This window comes from Burkholderia sp. KBS0801 (genome assembly GCF_005937855.2).
Classification (GTDB): domain Bacteria; phylum Pseudomonadota; class Gammaproteobacteria; order Burkholderiales; family Burkholderiaceae; genus Burkholderia; species Burkholderia ambifaria.
Map to the genome: position 1 here is coordinate 300488 of NZ_CP042177.1, position 18785 is coordinate 319272.

At 61.8% G+C, this 18785-nt stretch carries 12 protein-coding genes and 4 tRNA genes; all 16 read left to right on the forward strand.

Annotated features, from left to right (window positions below; translation table 11 throughout):
* Positions 1-1403 precede the first annotated feature (1403 nt).
* A tRNA-Tyr gene (locus tag FFI87_RS01395) sits at positions 1404-1489 on the forward strand.
* 43 nt (positions 1490-1532) lie between these two features.
* Positions 1533-1606 (forward strand) — tRNA-Gly (locus FFI87_RS01400).
* 25 nt (positions 1607-1631) lie between these two features.
* Positions 1632-1706 (forward strand) — tRNA-Thr (locus FFI87_RS01405).
* A gap of 65 nt (positions 1707-1771) precedes the next feature.
* Entirely contained in the window at positions 1772-2962 is a 1191-nt protein-coding gene (tuf, locus tag FFI87_RS01410) for an elongation factor Tu (RefSeq protein WP_006482910.1), read from the forward strand.
* 59 nt (positions 2963-3021) lie between these two features.
* Positions 3022-3097 (forward strand) — tRNA-Trp (locus FFI87_RS01415).
* 43 nt (positions 3098-3140) lie between these two features.
* Positions 3141-3521 (forward strand): preprotein translocase subunit SecE, encoded by a 381-nt coding sequence (gene secE / locus FFI87_RS01420; protein ID WP_006753590.1) that lies wholly within the window; start codon positions 3141-3143, stop codon positions 3519-3521.
* 1 nt (position 3522) lies between these two features.
* The gene (gene nusG, locus FFI87_RS01425; RefSeq protein WP_006400672.1) at positions 3523-4080 is read left to right on the forward strand and encodes a transcription termination/antitermination protein NusG; all 558 of its coding nucleotides are present in this window, start codon (positions 3523-3525) and stop codon (positions 4078-4080) included.
* 140 nt (positions 4081-4220) lie between these two features.
* Positions 4221-4652, forward strand: a complete 432-nt coding sequence (gene rplK / locus FFI87_RS01430; protein ID WP_006753591.1) for a 50S ribosomal protein L11 — start codon at positions 4221-4223, stop codon at positions 4650-4652.
* Positions 4653-5351, forward strand: coding sequence for a 50S ribosomal protein L1 (gene rplA / locus FFI87_RS01435; RefSeq protein ID WP_006759673.1), 699 nt, complete (start codon positions 4653-4655; stop codon positions 5349-5351).
* 307 nt (positions 5352-5658) lie between these two features.
* Positions 5659-6156, forward strand: a complete 498-nt coding sequence (rplJ, locus tag FFI87_RS01440) for a 50S ribosomal protein L10 (RefSeq protein WP_012362890.1) — start codon at positions 5659-5661, stop codon at positions 6154-6156.
* A gap of 63 nt (positions 6157-6219) precedes the next feature.
* Complete coding sequence (gene rplL / locus FFI87_RS01445) at positions 6220-6594, forward strand: 50S ribosomal protein L7/L12 (RefSeq protein ID WP_006759674.1); 375 nt, start codon at positions 6220-6222, stop codon at positions 6592-6594.
* Positions 6595-6971: 377 nt separating this feature from the next.
* Positions 6972-11078 (forward strand): DNA-directed RNA polymerase subunit beta, encoded by a 4107-nt coding sequence (gene rpoB / locus FFI87_RS01450; protein WP_012362891.1) that lies wholly within the window; start codon positions 6972-6974, stop codon positions 11076-11078.
* Between the two features lie 21 nt (positions 11079-11099).
* Positions 11100-15341, forward strand: a complete 4242-nt coding sequence (rpoC, locus tag FFI87_RS01455) for a DNA-directed RNA polymerase subunit beta' (RefSeq protein ID WP_006753596.1) — start codon at positions 11100-11102, stop codon at positions 15339-15341.
* 241 nt (positions 15342-15582) lie between these two features.
* Positions 15583-17430: a DNA helicase RecQ gene (gene recQ, locus FFI87_RS01460; protein WP_138848362.1), complete on the forward strand. Its 1848-nt coding sequence runs from the start codon at positions 15583-15585 to the stop codon at positions 17428-17430.
* Positions 17431-17657: 227 nt separating this feature from the next.
* On the forward strand, positions 17658-18038 hold the full coding sequence (gene rpsL / locus FFI87_RS01470) for a 30S ribosomal protein S12 (RefSeq protein WP_006400662.1): 381 nt from the start codon (positions 17658-17660) through the stop codon (positions 18036-18038).
* Between the two features lie 172 nt (positions 18039-18210).
* Entirely contained in the window at positions 18211-18681 is a 471-nt protein-coding gene (gene rpsG, locus FFI87_RS01475; RefSeq protein ID WP_006477195.1) for a 30S ribosomal protein S7, read from the forward strand.
* Positions 18682-18785 lie beyond the last annotated feature (104 nt).

The following is an 18785-nucleotide window of genomic DNA, read 5'->3' on the forward strand; positions in this document are numbered from 1 at the left end:
TGCTTTTGATGAGAACCGGCTGCCCGTCTCGGAGGACATGGATTTCTTCGCCAAGCGAATAGCCGGTGCCGCCGAAACAGACACTATCCGCGCTCAACTAAACACGGCGTGCATCGTATCGATACGTCGAATGTAGTTGCAAAGCGCGGCTTCACTGCGATGTGCCGACCAGGCGCTCATGTTGGTCGGCTTGCATTAGGCGCCGCGCAGCGTGGGTTGCGCTGCCGCACGGCCGCCGAGACGCCCCCGATCGCGCAGCCGGTGTGGCGGCCACGCATGCGTGCGCAGATCGTCGCGTATCAGCAGCTGCGGGATATCGAAGCCGGCCGCGCTGTCGGCCTCGCGCTGGGAGGCGTGATGGTCGCTGCGCGCCGCGATACGGTAGATTGAACGCGTCGTTCCTCAGCCCAGCGCACTTGATCGAGTCTCGAGGCGCCCGGTTCGCGAGCCGCAGCGCGTGCAGCGGCATCCGCGGCGCCGACTGGAAAGGCGGCGTCCCGGGCCGTCGCGCGCATGCGTTCCATCGCGCGTGCGCATACGCGCCCCGGGCGCCTCGAGACTCGATCAAGTGCGCTGGGCTGAGCGCTCGCGCGTCATCCCGTTCCCGGCCCTGATCGCACATCCGGCGTCGATGGTCGGCTTTAACGTGTCACCCTCCGCGACGGCCACCGTGCTTTCCCCGCGCTTGAGGCATGGCTCTCGGAAAACGACTGCTACCGGATTGCCGCGATCCTCTCTGCACGGCACCGCGTATTGGAGTTCCCCCGCATGGGCCGAGGTAGCTGCGAGGAGCGACGCGCGGGCAACAAGAAAGGATTTCCCATACGGCGCGAGAGGGTACGGAATCGGCTTGATTGTGCTGCTGAACAACGCGTGGCTTTCTGTCTGAGGTGTGAGAGGGCGCCGACCGAATGGCCCTTTCCTGACGGTTAGATGGGCCGCGGGGGCGTCGACAAGGAGGGGAGCCCCTTTTCTCCGAATCCGGCTTCAGCGTTGGTGTACCGACAACCACTACAGAGACATCGGCCGTCCCATGCCAGGCGTTACGTCGGGGCGCGTTCCTGCGTTCCTGATACCCAACTTCGCCCGCCCCCGAGCCCTCTCCGGACGCCTCGCAAATCCACCCGGCATGGAAATTGCGGATTTTTTTCATCTACCCGCTTGGCATTATGAGCGGGAGGCCGTATGATGGCGGTCTTTCGTTTTCAGCGAAGATGCAAATCGAAGCTGAAGGCGGAGTCTGACGAGGATGTGGGCGCCGTGTGGCGATCCTCTCGTGCTTGCCTTAGCCGGGCGAGCGTGGTGTCGGGTGAATCGCTCAGCGCGCTGGAAGAGAGTGAAAATAATCTTCCGGATGTGCTTGACAAGAGTGCGATGCACCCCCATAATCGTCAGTTCTCTACGGAGGGGTGCCCGAGTGGCTAAAGGGGGCAGACTGTAAATCTGTTGGCTTACGCCTACGTTGGTTCGAATCCAACCTCCTCCACCAGAACATCAGCGCAAAGAGCGGTAGGGAATCGTTAGTGGCCCGTGCGGGTGTAGCTCAATGGTAGAGCAGAAGCCTTCCAAGCTTACGACGAGGGTTCGATTCCCTTCACCCGCTCCAGTTCGTGCAGTTGAAGCGTAATACCGCCCATGTGGCTCAGTGGTAGAGCACTCCCTTGGTAAGGGAGAGGTCGGCAGTTCGATCCTGCCCATGGGCACCAGCAGTTAAAAGTCAGTGTCTGTTTGCGCGCGGCGCAACATGTGAAATTCCTTTCGGGAGTTGAAAATGGCCAAGGAAAAGTTTGAGCGGACCAAGCCGCACGTCAACGTTGGAACGATCGGTCACGTTGACCACGGCAAGACGACGCTGACGGCAGCGATCACGACGGTGCTGACGAAGAAGTTCGGCGGCGAAGCGAAGGCTTACGACCAGATCGACGCGGCACCGGAAGAAAAGGCGCGCGGCATCACGATCAACACGGCACACGTCGAGTACGAAACGGCTAACCGCCACTACGCACACGTCGACTGCCCGGGCCACGCTGACTATGTGAAGAACATGATCACGGGCGCAGCGCAGATGGACGGCGCGATCCTGGTTTGCTCGGCAGCAGACGGCCCGATGCCGCAAACGCGTGAGCACATCCTGCTGGCGCGTCAGGTTGGCGTTCCGTACATCATCGTGTTCCTGAACAAGTGCGACATGGTGGACGACGCTGAACTGCTCGAGCTGGTCGAGATGGAAGTTCGCGAACTCCTGTCGAAGTACGACTTCCCGGGCGACGACACGCCGATCGTGAAGGGTTCGGCGAAGCTGGCGCTGGAAGGCGACACGGGCGAGCTGGGCGAAGTGGCGATCATGAGCCTGGCAGATGCACTGGACACGTACATCCCGACGCCGGAGCGTGCGGTTGACGGCGCGTTCCTGATGCCGGTGGAAGACGTGTTCTCGATCTCGGGCCGCGGTACGGTGGTGACGGGTCGTGTCGAGCGCGGCATCGTGAAGGTCGGCGAAGAAATCGAAATCGTCGGTATCAAGCCGACGGTGAAGACGACCTGCACGGGCGTTGAAATGTTCCGCAAGCTGCTGGACCAAGGTCAGGCAGGCGACAACGTCGGTATCCTGCTGCGCGGCACGAAGCGTGAAGACGTGGAGCGTGGCCAGGTTCTGGCGAAGCCGGGTTCGATCACGCCGCACACGCACTTCACGGCTGAAGTGTACGTGCTGAGCAAGGACGAAGGCGGCCGTCACACGCCGTTCTTCAACAACTACCGTCCGCAGTTCTACTTCCGTACGACGGACGTGACGGGCTCGATCGAGCTGCCGAAGGACAAGGAAATGGTGATGCCGGGCGACAACGTGTCGATCACGGTGAAGCTGATCGCTCCGATCGCGATGGAAGAAGGTCTGCGCTTCGCAATCCGCGAAGGTGGCCGCACCGTCGGCGCCGGCGTCGTCGCCAAGATCATCGAGTAAGCCAGTTATTCGTTGATCGACAGTTTTGGGGCTGGCAGCAGCCGGCCCCAACATGGTTTAGGGGTATAGCTCAACTGGCAGAGCGTCGGTCTCCAAAACCGAAGGTTGGGGGTTCGATTCCCTCTGCCCCTGCCAAAAATCGCCACGTGGTCCCACGTGGCATTTGTTTTAAGGTGTTATGGCGAATCCATCCGTCGAAACTGTAAATACCTCCGGCGATAAGCTGATGCTGGCCCTGGGCGTATTGTTGGTCTTGGCCGGATTCGTGGGCTTCTTCTGGCTGGCCAACCAGCAGTGGTATGTCCGCGGTGCCGCATTGGCGGTAGGTATCATCGCCGGCGTGGCCGTCGGTCTGATGTCCGCGCCCGGCAAGGGCCTGATCGCGTTTGCCAAGGATTCGTACAAGGAAGTCCGCAAGGTCGTTTGGCCGACCCGCAAGGAAGCAACGCAAACCACGCTCGTCGTGTTCGGCTTCGTGCTCGTGATGGCGATTTTTCTCTGGTTGAGCGACAAATCGATCGAGTGGGTGATTTTCTCGGCGATTCTGGGATGGAAATGATATGAGCGATACTCCGGCATCCCCGAGCGGAAAGCGTTGGTACGTCGTGCACGCCTACTCCGGTATGGAGAAGAGCGTGCAGCGCGCGCTTCAAGAGCGCATCGAACGTGCTGGCATGCAGGACAAATTCGGCCAGATCCTGGTTCCGACCGAAGAAGTGGTCGAAGTCAAAGGCGGCCACAAGGCAGTGACCGAGCGTCGTTTTTTCCCCGGCTACGTGTTGGTGGAAATGGAAATGACGGACGAAACGTGGCACCTCGTGAAGAATACGGCGAAGGTCACCGGTTTCGTCGGCGGTGCGCGTAACCGCCCGACTCCGATTTCCCCGAAGGAAGTCGAAAAGATCATGTCGCAGATGCAGGAAGGCGTCGAGAAGCCGCGCCCGAAGACCCTGTTCGAAGTTGGCGAGATGGTGCGTGTCAAGGAAGGCCCGTTCACGGACTTCAACGGCACGGTCGAAGAAGTCAACTACGAAAAATCGCGCGTGCGTGTGTCGGTCACCATCTTTGGCCGCTCCACCCCGGTCGAACTCGAGTTCGGTCAGGTCGAAAAAGTTTGATCCCGATTCGGTGGGCAGCCTTGGCTGCCCACCTTCGCGCTTACGGCCCGCGTTATGGCCGTTGAGGAGCGTCAGTAGCCAGCGGCGAACGCGCGTTATTACTCACCGAACGCCGTCTGGCGTTCCAACGAGGTTTACAAATGGCAAAGAAGATTGTCGGCTTTATCAAGCTGCAGATTCCTGCAGGTAAAGCCAACCCGTCGCCGCCGGTCGGTCCGGCACTGGGCCAGCGCGGCCTGAACATCATGGAGTTCTGCAAGGCGTTCAACGCGCAGACTCAAGGTATGGAGCCGGGTCTGCCGGTGCCGGTGGTCATCACGGCATTCGCTGACAAGAGCTTCACGTTCGTGATGAAGACGCCGCCGGCGACCGTCCTGATCAAGAAGGCGGCGAAGGTGGACAAGGGCTCGAGCAAGCCGCACACCGACAAGGTCGGTTCGATCACGCGCGCTCAAGCCGAAGAAATCGCGAAGACCAAGATGCCGGATCTTACGGCAGCTGATCTGGACGCAGCCGTTCGCACCATCGCTGGTAGCGCACGCTCGATGGGCATCACTGTGGAGGGCGTGTAAATGGCTAAGATCTCCAAGCGCCGTCAGGCATTTGCCGCCAAGGTCGACCGTCAGAAGCTGTACGCGATCGAAGACGCACTGGCACTCGTGAAGGAATGCGCGAGCGCGAAGTTCGACGAATCGATCGACGTCGCAGTCCAGCTCGGCATCGATGCGAAGAAGTCGGACCAGGTCGTTCGTGGTTCGGTCGTTCTGCCGGCAGGTACGGGCAAGTCGGTTCGCGTTGCCGTGTTCGCGCAAGGCGAGAAGGCCGAGCAAGCACGTGCAGCTGGCGCGGAAATCGTCGGTATGGAAGACCTGGCTGAGCAGATCAAGGCTGGCCAGATGGACTTCGACATCGTGATCGCTTCGCCGGACACGATGCGTATCGTCGGTACGCTCGGTCAGATCCTCGGCCCGCGCGGCCTGATGCCGAACCCGAAGGTCGGCACGGTTACGCCGGACGTCGCGACGGCAGTCAAGAACGCGAAGGCTGGTCAGGTGCAATTCCGTGTCGACAAGGCCGGTATCATCCACGCGACCATCGGCCGTGCATCGTTCGAAGCTGCAGCACTGCGCTCGAACCTGTCGGCGCTGATCGAAGCGCTGCAGAAGGCGAAGCCGGCAACGAGCAAGGGTGTCTACCTGCGCAAGGTCGCACTGTCGAGCACGATGGGCGTCGGCCTGCGTGTCGACCAGGCTACGCTGGCAGCACAGTAAGCAAGTATTCGGGCCGTTTCGTTCGCGAAGCGGCCTACATGGGCTTTGGGCGGTTGTTCGTGCAGTAGGGCGGGCAACCGGTTATCAAAGACCGTTGGTGGGGCGCAGCAGGCAGGCGATCCCTTAATTCAAGCCAACGCAGATGGCGAACCCGAAAAAGTTTTGCAGTGGTGAAGCCGCAGGTCGTGAAGCGATTCACGGCGTGAGGTGGAAATACTCCTAACGAGGTCGGACGCCGTTGTTGAACGAGGTGCGTGAGGTTCGGCCATGCCGGCCGCACCGAACGTATCGTTTCTGGAGGCTAACCGTGCCGCTTAATAGAGAAGACAAGCAAGCCGTCGTCGCTGAGGTTGCCGCGCAAGTCGCGAAGGCCCAGACCGTTGTGCTGGCTGAGTATCGTGGAATTGCGGTTGGCGATCTGACCAAGCTGCGCGCGCAAGCGCGTGAGAAGCAGGTGTACCTGCGCGTGTTGAAGAACACGCTGGCGCGTCGCGCTGTTGAAGGTACGCCGTTTGCTCCGCTGGCAGAGCAGATGACTGGTCCGTTGATCTACGGCATCTCTGAAGATGCAATTGCCGCTGCTAAGGTCGTCAACGACTTCAGCAAGAGCAATGACAAGTTGGTCATCAAGGCTGGTTCGTTCGATGGCAAGGTGATGGACAAAGCTGGCGTGCAAGCGCTGGCAAGCATCCCGAGCCGTGAAGAACTGCTCTCGAAGCTGCTGTTCGTTATGCAATCGCCTGTTTCGGGCTTCGCGCGTGCTCTCGCCGCGCTGGCCGAGAAGAAGCAAGCAGAAGCTGCGTAAGCGAACATGCATCAGCGTCACTGATCGCTGGCTGTATCCGAATTCAATTTAGGAGTATTTCAAATGGCAATCGCAAAAGAAGACATCCTGGCAGCAGTCGAAGGGATGACCGTTCTGGAACTGAACGAACTGGTCAAGGCGTTCGAAGAGAAGTTTGGCGTGTCGGCAGCTGCAGTGGCAGTCGCTGGCCCGGCAGGCGGCGGCGCTGCTGCTGCTGCAGAAGAGAAGACCGAATTCACGGTCGTCCTGACTGAAGCAGGCAGCAACAAGGTTGCAGTCATCAAGGCAGTTCGCGAACTGACGGGCCTGGGCCTGAAGGAAGCGAAGGACGTCGTTGACGGCGCACCGAAGGCTGTCAAGGAAGGCGTCGACAAGGCTGCTGCTGACGAAGCCAAGAAGAAGCTGGAAGACGCGGGCGCGAAGGTCGAAGTCAAGTAAGTTTCGACGCGCTGTGCGAAGGCTGGCGGTATTTTCACCGCCGGCCTTTTTGTGCTTTGTGGGGACGTTATTCTGGCACTCTTTTGGGAGCCCGAATAATCGGCCCCAGAAGCCAAAGAAAACCGCCGAATCGTTGTCAATGGTCACGATTGGCGTTTCTCTTTGTCTTCTGAAGCGACTGCAGAAGGCAAGTTTGGTCGGGTAGCGGGCAACACAGGCATCCGCTGCCGTCAGCCAGCGGTTGGTAGCGGCCAACCACCAAGCTTCTCGGCTCGTTCAAGCCATCGGGCGGCCATCGGGTCTCAGTCGGTGAACACTCGGGTTAGAAACGTCCAGGTATCCCGCCTCGACAGCACCCGCCGTGATTCGGAGATCGTATGCAATATTCCTTCACCGAGAAGAAGCGCATTCGCAAGAGTTTCGCGAAGCGCCCCATCGTTCACCAAGTTCCGTTCTTGCTGGCCACCCAGCTTGAATCATTCAGCACGTTTCTGCAAGCCGATGTGCCGGGCACGCAACGCAAGCCTGAAGGTTTGCAGGCCGCCTTCACATCGGTATTTCCCATTGTTTCGCACAACGGTTTCGCGCGCCTCGAGTTCGTGAGCTATGCGCTGTCCTCGCCGGCATTCAACATCAAGGAATGCCAGCAGCGGGGCCTGACGTACTGCTCCGCGCTGCGCGCGAAGGTCCGCCTCGTCATCCTCGACAAGGAATCGCCGAACAAGCCGGTCGTCAAGGAAGTGAAGGAGCAGGAAGTGTACATGGGCGAAATTCCGCTCATGACGCCGACGGGCTCGTTCGTCATCAACGGCACCGAGCGTGTCATCGTCTCGCAGCTGCACCGTTCGCCGGGCGTGTTCTTCGAACACGACAAGGGCAAGACGCACAGCTCGGGCAAGCTGCTGTTCTCGGCACGGATCATTCCGTACCGCGGCTCGTGGCTCGACTTCGAATTCGATCCGAAGGACATCCTGTACTTCCGCGTCGACCGTCGCCGCAAGATGCCGGTCACGATCCTGCTGAAGGCCATCGGCCTCACGCCGGAACAGATCCTCGCGAACTTCTTCGTGTTCGACAACTTCACGCTGATGGACGAAGGCGCGCAACTCGAGTTCGTGCCCGAGCGCCTGCGTGGTGAAGTCGCGCGCTTCGACATCACGGATCGCGACGGCAAGGTCATCGTCCAGAAGGACAAGCGGATCAACGCGAAGCACATTCGCGACCTCGAAGCCGCGAAGACCAAGTTCATCTCGGTGCCGGAAGACTATCTGCTCGGCCGCGTGCTGGCGAAGAACGTCGTCGACGGCGACACCGGCGAAGTGATCGCGAGCGCGAACGACGAAGTCACGGAAAGCGTGCTCGAGAAGCTGCGCGAAGCGGGCATCAAGGAAATCCAGACGCTCTACACGAACGATCTGGACCAGGGTCCGTACATCTCGTCGACGCTGCGTGTCGACGAAACGACCGACAAGACGGCCGCACGCATTGCGATCTACCGCATGATGCGTCCGGGCGAGCCGCCGACCGAAGAAGCGGTCGAGGCGCTGTTCAACCGTCTGTTCTACAGCGAAGAAGCGTACGACCTGTCGAAGGTCGGCCGCATGAAGTTCAACCGCCGCGTCGGCCGTGACGAGATCACCGGCCCGATGACGCTGCAGGACGACGACATCCTCGCGACGATCAAGATCCTCGTCGAACTGCGCAACGGCAAGGGCGAAGTGGACGACATCGACCACCTCGGCAACCGCCGCGTGCGTTGTGTCGGCGAACTGGCGGAAAACCAGTTCCGCGCGGGTCTCGTGCGTGTCGAGCGCGCGGTCAAGGAACGCCTCGGCCAGGCCGAAAGCGAAAACCTGATGCCGCACGACCTGATCAACTCGAAGCCGATTTCGTCGGCGATCCGCGAGTTCTTCGGTTCGTCGCAGCTGTCGCAGTTCATGGACCAGACCAACCCGCTGTCGGAAATCACGCACAAGCGCCGTGTTTCCGCACTGGGCCCGGGCGGTCTGACGCGCGAACGCGCAGGCTTCGAAGTTCGTGACGTGCACCCGACCCACTATGGCCGCGTGTGCCCGATCGAAACGCCGGAAGGTCCGAACATCGGCCTGATCAACTCGCTCGCACTGTACGCGCACCTGAACGAGTACGGCTTCCTCGAGACGCCGTACCGCAAGGTCGTGGACAGCAAGGTGACCGACCAGATCGACTACCTGTCGGCGATCGAGGAAGGCCGCTACATGATCGCCCAGGCGAACGCCGCGATCGACGAGAACGGCCAGCTGGTCGACGAACTCGTGTCGTCGCGTGAAGCCGGCGAAACGATGATGGTCACGCCGGACCGTATCCAGTACATGGACGTCGCGCCGTCGCAGATCGTGTCGGTTGCAGCCTCGCTGATCCCGTTCCTCGAGCACGACGATGCGAACCGTGCACTGATGGGCTCGAACATGCAGCGTCAGGCCGTGCCGTGTCTGCGTCCGGAGAAGCCGGTCGTCGGTACGGGCATCGAGCGCACCTGCGCGGTCGACTCGGGCACGACGGTTCAGGCGTTCCGCGGCGGCGTCGTCGACTATGTCGACGCAGGCCGTATCGTGATTCGCGTGAACGACGACGAAGCCGTCGCGGGTGAAGTCGGTGTCGACATCTACAACCTGATCAAGTACACGCGTTCGAACCAGAACACGAACATCAACCAGCGTCCGATCGTGAAGATGGGCGACAAGGTCTCGCGCGGCGACGTGCTGGCCGACGGCGCCTCGACGGACCTGGGCGAGCTCGCGCTCGGCCAGAACATGCTGATCGCGTTCATGCCGTGGAACGGCTACAACTTCGAGGATTCGATCCTGATCTCGGAGAAGGTGGTCGCCGACGATCGCTACACGTCGATCCACATCGAAGAGCTGAACGTCGTTGCACGCGACACGAAGCTCGGGCCGGAAGAAATCACGCGCGACATCTCGAACCTGGCGGAAGTCCAGCTCGGCCGTCTCGACGAATCGGGCATCGTATACATCGGTGCGGAAGTCGAAGCGGGCGACGTGCTGGTCGGCAAGGTCACGCCGAAGGGCGAGACCCAGCTGACGCCGGAAGAGAAGCTGCTGCGCGCGATCTTCGGCGAGAAGGCATCGGACGTGAAGGACACGTCGCTGCGCGTGCCGTCGGGCATGAGCGGCACCGTGATCGACGTCCAGGTGTTCACGCGTGAAGGCATCCAGCGCGACAAGCGTGCGCAACAGATCATCGACGACGAACTGAAGCGCTACCGTCTCGACCTGAACGACCAGCTGCGCATCGTGGAAGGCGACGCGTTCCAGCGTCTCGCGCGCATGCTCGTGGGCAAGGTCGCGAACGGCGGTCCGAAGAAGCTCGCGAAGGGCACGAAGATCGACCAGGCTTACCTGGAAGACCTCGACCACTACCACTGGTTCGACATCCGCCTCGCGGACGACGAAGCAGCGGCGCAGCTCGAAGCGATCAAGAACTCGATCGAGGAAAAGCGTCACCAGTTCGACCTCGCGTTCGAAGAGAAGCGCAAGAAGCTCACGCAAGGCGACGAACTGCCGCCGGGCGTGCTGAAGATGGTCAAGGTGTACCTCGCGGTGAAGCGTCGTCTGCAGCCTGGCGACAAGATGGCAGGCCGTCACGGTAACAAGGGTGTCGTGTCGAAGATCGTCCCGATCGAAGACATGCCGTACATGGCCGACGGCCGTCCGGCCGACGTCGTGCTGAACCCGCTCGGCGTGCCGTCGCGGATGAACGTGGGTCAGGTTCTGGAAGTGCACCTCGGCTGGGCCGCGAAGGGCCTCGGCTGGCGTATCGGCGAAATGCTGCAGCGTCAGGCGAAGATCGAGGAAATGCGCGCATTCCTGACGAAGATCTACAACGACTCGGGCCGCAAGGAAGATCTGGAAAGCTTCACCGACGACGAGATCCTCGAACTCGCGAAGAACCTGCGCGAAGGCGTGCCGTTCGCGACGCCGGTGTTCGACGGTGCGACCGAGGAAGAAATGGGCAAGATGCTCGACCTCGCGTTCCCGGACGACATCGCCGAGCAGCTCGGCATGAACCCGTCGAAGAACCAGGTCCGTCTGTACGACGGCCGCACGGGTGAAATGTTCGAACGTCGCGTGACGCTTGGCTACATGCACTACCTGAAGCTGCACCACTTGGTCGACGACAAGATGCACGCGCGTTCGACGGGCCCGTACTCGCTCGTCACGCAGCAGCCGCTGGGTGGTAAGGCGCAGTTCGGTGGCCAGCGTTTCGGTGAAATGGAAGTGTGGGCACTCGAAGCGTACGGCGCGTCCTACGTGCTGCAGGAAATGCTGACGGTGAAGTCGGACGACGTGAACGGCCGGACCAAGGTCTATGAGAACCTGGTCAAGGGCGATCATGTCATCGATGCAGGCATGCCGGAATCCTTCAACGTGCTCGTGAAGGAAATCCGCTCGCTCGGTATCGATATCGATCTCGACCGCAATTAATCGGACTACGGAGAGAAGGCAATGAAAGCTCTGCTCGATCTATTCAAGCAAGTCCAACAGGAAGAAGTTTTCGACGCGATCAAGATCGGTCTGGCCTCGCCGGACAAGATCCGTTCGTGGTCGTTCGGCGAAGTGAAGAAGCCAGAGACCATCAACTACCGCACGTTCAAGCCGGAACGCGATGGTCTGTTCTGCGCGAAGATCTTCGGGCCGATCAAGGACTACGAGTGCCTGTGCGGCAAGTACAAGCGTCTGAAGCACCGCGGCGTGATCTGCGAGAAGTGCGGCGTCGAAGTGACGCTGGCGAAGGTGCGTCGCGAACGCATGGGCCACATCGAGCTGGCCTCGCCGGTCGCGCACATCTGGTTCCTGAAGTCGCTGCCGTCGCGTCTGGGCATGGTGCTCGACATGACGCTGCGCGACATCGAACGCGTGCTGTATTTCGAAGCGTACGTGGTGATCGAACCGGGCATGACGCCGCTGAAGGCGCGGCAGATCATGACCGAAGAGGATTACTACAACAAGGTCGAGGAATACGGCGACGAATTCCGTGCCGAGATGGGCGCGGAAGGCGTGCGTGAACTGCTGCGCGCGATCAACATCGACGAGCAGGTCGAGACGCTGCGCACCGAGCTGAAGAACACCGGCTCGGAAGCGAAGATCAAGAAGTACGCGAAGCGCCTGAAGGTCCTCGAGGCATTCCAGCGCTCGGGCATCAAGCCCGAGTGGATGATCCTCGAAGTGCTGCCGGTGCTGCCGCCGGAACTGCGTCCGCTCGTGCCGCTGGACGGCGGCCGTTTCGCGACGTCGGACCTGAACGACCTGTATCGCCGCGTGATCAACCGTAACAACCGGTTGAAGCGTCTGCTCGAGCTGAAGGCGCCTGAAATCATCGTCCGCAACGAAAAGCGGATGCTGCAGGAAGCCGTCGACTCGCTGCTCGACAACGGTCGTCGCGGCAAGGCGATGACGGGCGCGAACAAGCGTCCGCTGAAGTCGCTCGCCGACATGATCAAGGGTAAGGGCGGTCGTTTCCGTCAGAACCTGCTGGGCAAGCGCGTCGACTACTCGGGCCGTTCGGTCATCGTGGTCGGCCCGACGCTGAAGCTGCACCAGTGCGGTCTGCCGAAGCTGATGGCGCTCGAACTGTTCAAGCCGTTCATCTTCAACAAGCTGGAAGTGATGGGCGTCGCGACGACCATCAAGGCTGCGAAGAAGGAAGTCGAGAACCAGACGCCGGTGGTGTGGGACATCCTCGAAGAGGTGATCCGCGAGCACCCGGTGATGCTGAACCGTGCGCCGACGCTGCACCGTCTCGGTATCCAGGCGTTCGAACCCGTGCTGATCGAAGGCAAGGCGATCCAGCTGCACCCGCTCGTCTGCGCGGCGTTCAACGCCGACTTCGACGGTGACCAGATGGCCGTTCACGTGCCGCTGTCGCTCGAAGCGCAGATGGAAGCGCGTACGCTGATGCTGGCGTCGAACAACGTGCTGTTCCCGGCCAACGGCGATCCGTCGATCGTGCCGTCGCAGGATATCGTGCTGGGTCTGTACTACGCGACCCGCGAAGCGATCAACGCGAAGGGCGAAGGCCTGTCGTTCACCGGCGTGTCGGAAGTGATCCGCGCGTACGAGAACAAGGAAGTCGAGCTCGCGTCGCGCGTCAACGTTCGGATCACCGAAATGGTTCGCAACGAGGACACGTCGGAAGGCGCGCCGCAATTCGTGCCGAAGATCTCGCTGTACGCGACGACCGTCGGTCGCGCGATCCTGTCGGAGATCCTGCCGCACGGCCTGCCGTTCTCGGTGCTGAACAAGCCGCTGAAGAAGAAGGAAATCTCGCGCCTGATCAACACCGCATTCCGCAAGTGCGGTCTGCGTGCGACGGTCGTGTTCGCCGACCAGCTGATGCAGTCGGGTTTCCGTCTCGCGACGCGTGCCGGCATTTCGATCTGCGTGGACGACATGCTCGTGCCGCCGCAGAAGGAAACGATCGTCGGCGACGCCGCGAAGAAGGTGAAGGAGTACGACCGCCAGTACATGTCGGGTCTCGTCACCGCGCAGGAACGCTACAACAACGTGGTCGACATCTGGTCGGCAACGTCGGAAGCGGTCGGCAAGGCGATGATGGAGCAGCTGTCGACGGAGCCGGTGACGGACCGCGACGGCAACGAGACGCGCCAGGAGTCGTTCAACTCGATCTACATGATGGCCGACTCGGGCGCCCGGGGTTCGGCGGTGCAGATTCGTCAGCTGGCCGGTATGCGAGGCCTGATGGCGAAGCCGGACGGCTCGATTATCGAGACGCCGATTACCGCGAACTTCCGCGAAGGCCTGAACGTGTTGCAGTACTTCATCTCGACCCACGGTGCACGTAAGGGTCTGGCTGATACGGCACTGAAGACCGCGAACTCGGGTTACCTGACGCGTCGTCTCGTCGACGTCACGCAGGATCTGGTGGTGGTCGAGGACGATTGCGGCACGTCGAACGGCGTGGCGATGAAGGCGCTGGTCGAAGGCGGTGAAGTCGTCGAGGCACTGCGCGACCGTATCCTCGGCCGCGTCGCGGTCGCGGACGTCGTGAACCCGGAAACGCAGGAAACGCTGTACGAATCGGGCACGCTGCTCGACGAAACGGCGGTCGAGGAAATCGAACGCCTCGGCATCGACGAAGTGCGCGTGCGCACGCCGCTGACCTGCGAAACGCGTTACGGTCTGTGCGCGGCCTGCTACGGCCGTGACCTGGGCCGCGGCTCGCTCGTGAACGTCGGCGAAGCAGTCGGCGTGATCGCGGCACAGTCGATCGGCGAACCGGGCACGCAGCTGACGATGCGTACGTTCCACATCGGTGGTGCGGCATCGCGTGCGGCAGTGGCGTCGTCGGTCGAAGCGAAGAGCAACGGTATCGTGCGCTTCACGGCCACGATGCGTTACGTCACCAACGCGAAGGGCGAGCAGATCGTCATTTCGCGTTCGGGCGAGGCGCTGATCACCGACGATATCGGCCGCGAGCGCGAACGTCACAAAATCCCGTACGGCGCGACGCTGCTGCAGCTCGACGGCGCGGCCATCAAGGCCGGCACGCAGCTGGCGACGTGGGATCCGATGACGCGTCCGATCATCACCGAGTACGGTGGTACGGTGAAGTTCGAGAACGTCGAGGAAGGCGTGACCGTCGCGAAGCAGATCGACGACGTGACCGGCCTGTCGACGCTGGTCGTGATCGACGTGAAGCGTCGCGGTTCGCAAGCTTCGAAGAGCGTGCGTCCGCAGGTGAAGCTGCTCGACGCGAACGGCGAGGAAGTGAAGATCCCGGGCACGGAACACGCGGTGCAGATCGGCTTCCAGGTCGGCGCGCTGATCACCGTGAAGGACGGCCAGCAAGTGCAGGTGGGTGAAGTGCTCGCACGTATCCCGACCGAAGCGCAGAAGACGCGTGACATTACCGGCGGTCTGCCGCGGGTGGCGGAACTGTTCGAAGCGCGTTCGCCGAAGGATGCCGGCATTCTCGCGGAAGTCACCGGTACGACGTCGTTCGGCAAGGACACGAAGGGCAAGCAGCGTCTCGTCATCACGGACCTCGAAGGCAATCAGCACGAGTTCCTGATCGCGAAGGAAAAGCAGGTGCTGGTCCACGATGCTCAGGTCGTCAACAAGGGCGAAATGATCGTGGACGGCCCGGCCGATCCGCACGACATCCTGCGTCTGCAGGGTATCGAGGCGCTGTCGCGCTACATCGTCGACGAAGTGCAGGACGTGTATCGTCTGCAGGGCGTGAAGATCAACGACAAGCATATCGAGGTGATCGTTCGCCAGATGCTGCGTCGTGTGCAGATCACCGACAACGGTGATACGCGCTTCATCCCGGGCGAACAGGTCGAGCGTTCCGACATGCTGGACGAGAACGATCGCATGATCGCCGAGGACAAGCGCCCGGCTTCGTACGACAACGTGCTCCTCGGTATCACGAAGGCGTCGCTGTCGACCGACTCGTTCATCTCGGCGGCATCGTTCCAGGAAACGACCCGCGTGCTGACCGAAGCGGCGATCATGGGCAAGCGCGACGATCTGCGTGGCCTGAAGGAAAACGTGATCGTCGGCCGTCTGATTCCGGCCGGTACGGGTCTCGCGTTCCACAAGGCGCGCAAGGCGAAGGAGATGTCCGACCGCGAGCGTTTCGACCAGATCGCAGCGGAAGAGGCATTCGACTTCGGTACGCCGAGCACGCCGGCGGAAGAGCCGCAACACCCGGCAGCCGAGTAAGCACGGGCGGCGCGAGCCGCCTTGCGTTGCTGTATTCGCTGTCATCGAAGCCGCCCGGTCCGCCGGGCGGTTTTTTTTATCCGTCGTTCACGTTCATGACGGGCTTGCCGCACGGTTGCGCAGGCCCGTCATGCGCGCGCACGAACCCTGTCCGATGGGCCAACGTTTCACGATTCGCCGCGCGCTGCGCGAGCGGGTTGTTAAAATTGCGGTCATCGTTCCGCCGTCCTCGTTCTCATTCATGTCCCGCGCCCTCGAAATCCTCGACGAAGTATTTGGTTATCCCGCGTTTCGCGGCCAGCAGGGTGAAATCGTCGAACACGTCGCCGGCGGCGGCGATTGCCTCGTGCTGATGCCGACCGGCGGCGGCAAGTCGCTGTGCTACCAGATTCCGGCGCTGCTGCGCCGCGAGGCGGGGCAGGGCGCGGGCATCGTCGTGTCGCCGCTGATCGCGCTGATGCAGGACCAGGTCGCCGCGCTCAGCGAAGTCGGCGTGCGCGCGGCGTATCTGAACTCGACGCTGTCGGGCGCCGAAGCCGCGGCGACCGAGCGCGCGCTGCGCGAAGGCGAGATCGATCTGCTGTACGTCGCGCCCGAGCGGCTGATGACGGGGCGCTTTCTCGAGCTGCTCGAACGCGCGAGGATCGGCCTGTTCGCGATCGACGAGGCGCACTGCGTGTCGCAGTGGGGGCACGACTTCCGTCCCGAATATATTCAGTTGTCGGTGTTGCACGAGCGCTTCCCGTCGGTGCCGCGTATCGCGCTGACGGCCACCGCCGACGCGATCACGCGCGACGAGATCATCCATCGCCTCGCGCTCGACGACGCACGCGTGTTCGTATCGAGCTTCGATCGCCCGAACATCCGTTACCGGATCGTCGAGAAGGACAACGCGCGCGCGCAGCTGCTCGACTTCATCCGCGCGGAGCATACGAACGCGGACGGCACGACCGACGCGGGCGTCGTCTACTGCCTGTCGCGCCGCAAGGTCGAGGAAACGGCCGAATGGCTGAAGGCGCAGGGCGTGCGGGCGCTGCCGTATCACGCGGGGATGGAGTTCGAGGTGCGGCAGAAGCACCAGGAAATGTTCCAGCGCGAGGAAGGCGTCGTGATGTGCGCGACCATCGCGTTCGGCATGGGCATCGACAAGCCGGACGTGCGCTTCGTCGCGCACCTCGATTTGCCGAAGAGCGTCGAAGGCTACTACCAGGAAACGGGCCGCGCGGGCCGCGACGGGATGCCGGCGAACGCGTGGATGGCGTATGGCCTCGGCGACGTCGTCCAGCAGCGCAAGATGATCGACGAGTCCGATGCGGACGATGCGCACAAGCGCGTCCAGACGTCGAAGCTCGACGCGCTGCTCGGGCTGTGCGAGACGATCTCGTGCCGGCGCGTGCGATTGCTGAACTACTTCGGCGAGGCGAGCCAGCCGTGCGGCAATTGCGACACCTGCCTCGAGCCGCCCGATTCGTGGGATGCGACGCGCGAGGCGCAGATGGCGCTGTCGTGCGTGTTCCGCGCGCAGCGCGCGAGCGGTTTCAATTTCGGCTCGAGCCATCTGATCGAGATCCTGCGCGGCGGCCGCACCGAGAAGGTGCTGCAGCGCGGTCACGATCAGCTCAGTACGTTCGGGATCGGCGCGTCGCTGTCCGAGCCCGAGTGGCGTGCGATTTTCCGGCAGCTCGTCGCATACGGCTATCTGGCGGTCGACCATGGCGGATTCGGCGCGCTCATGCTGACCGAGGCCGCGAAGCCGGTGCTGAAGAACGAGGAGAAGGTCACGCTGCGTCGTTACGTGAAGCCGCAGCGCACGCGCCAGTCGTCCAGCCGCAGCGGCACGCGGGTCGACCCGACGGCCGGCATGGGCACGCGCGAGCGGGCCCGCTGGGATGCGTTGCGTGCGTGGCGGGCGGAAACCGCGAAGTCCGACGGCGTGCCGGCCTACGTGATCTTCCACGACGCCACGCTTGCCGAAATCGCGCGCAATGCGCCCGAGACGATCGAGGACCTGCGCCATATCCCCGGCATGGGCGTGCGCAAGCTCGAACGGTTCGGCGACGAGATCATCGACGTCGTCGAATCGGCATGACACAGGTGTTCAGACCCTTCTGGTAAACCGCCGGCGGGGCCGGCAAATCACGCAAGCCGTTGACTTAGTTGGTATTTCCGGAATATGATGTTGGGTTCCGGTATTCGGCAGGCCGCGTCGCGTTCCAACGTTCGTGTCCATGTGCCGGTGTCGGAAGTCAACTGTGCGTCGATTCTCGCTTTGCCCGAAATCGATGTGCAGATTTTGTTCAATTTCAGGAATAAACAATGCCAACCATCAACCAACTGGTTCGCAAAGGCCGTCAGTCGGAAACGACGAAGAGCAAGAGCCCGGCCCTGCAGGACTGCCCCCAGCGTCGCGGCGTGTGCACCCGTGTGTACACGACGACGCCGAAGAAGCCGAACTCGGCACTCCGTAAGGTCGCCAAGGTTCGTCTGACGAACGGCTTCGAAGTGATTTCGTACATCGGCGGTGAAGGCCACAACCTGCAGGAACACTCGGTTGTGCTGATCCGCGGCGGCCGTGTGAAGGACTTGCCGGGTGTGCGTTACCACATGGTTCGCGGCTCGCTGGATACCCAGGGCGTCAAGGACCGTAAGCAAGCGCGCTCGAAGTACGGCGCGAAGCGTGCAAAGGCTGCCAAGTAAGCAGTTTTTGATCAGGGATCGCCCCAGGGCGGTCAAGGCGGGAGTGCCGGATTGCCGGTGCTGTCGAGTAAGTGGTCACCCGGCCAAGCTGGTTAGTCGTGAAGATGTGATCGGGTTTGTTGGTGGCCGCGGAGCTGGATACAGCTCCAACTGAACAGGTAAAGGAAGAATCATGCCGCGTCGTCGCGAAGTCCCCAAGCGGGAAGTGTTGCCGGATCCGAAGTTCGGCAACGTTGATGTAGCCAAGTTCATGAACATGCTGATGCTGTCCGGCAAGAAGTCGGTCGCAGAGCGCATCGTTTATGGCGCATTCGAACAAATCCAGACCAAGGGTGGCAAGGACCCGCTGGAAGTGTTCACGGTTGCGCTCAACAACGTGAAGCCGGTGGTCGAAGTGAAGAGCCGCCGCGTTGGTGGTGCCAACTATCAGGTTCCGGTCGAAGTGCGCCCGTCGCGTCGTATGGCATTGGCGATGCGCTGGCTGCGCGAGGCTGCGAAGAAGCGCAGCGAGAAGTCGATGGCTCTGCGCCTGGCAGGTGAACTCTCCGAAGCGGCCGAAGGCCGTGGCGGCGCGATGAAGAAGCGCGACGAAGTTCACCGCATGGCAGAAGCCAACCGCGCGTTCTCGCATTTCCGTTTCTAAGCGCCTGTCAGGGCTGTTAGCGGAAATAAATTCCGGGCGGGTGCGCTTTTCAGGCGCCTCGCCCGTTTGTGTTGAAGCATGATGCAGCAGGGCTGCATCATGTC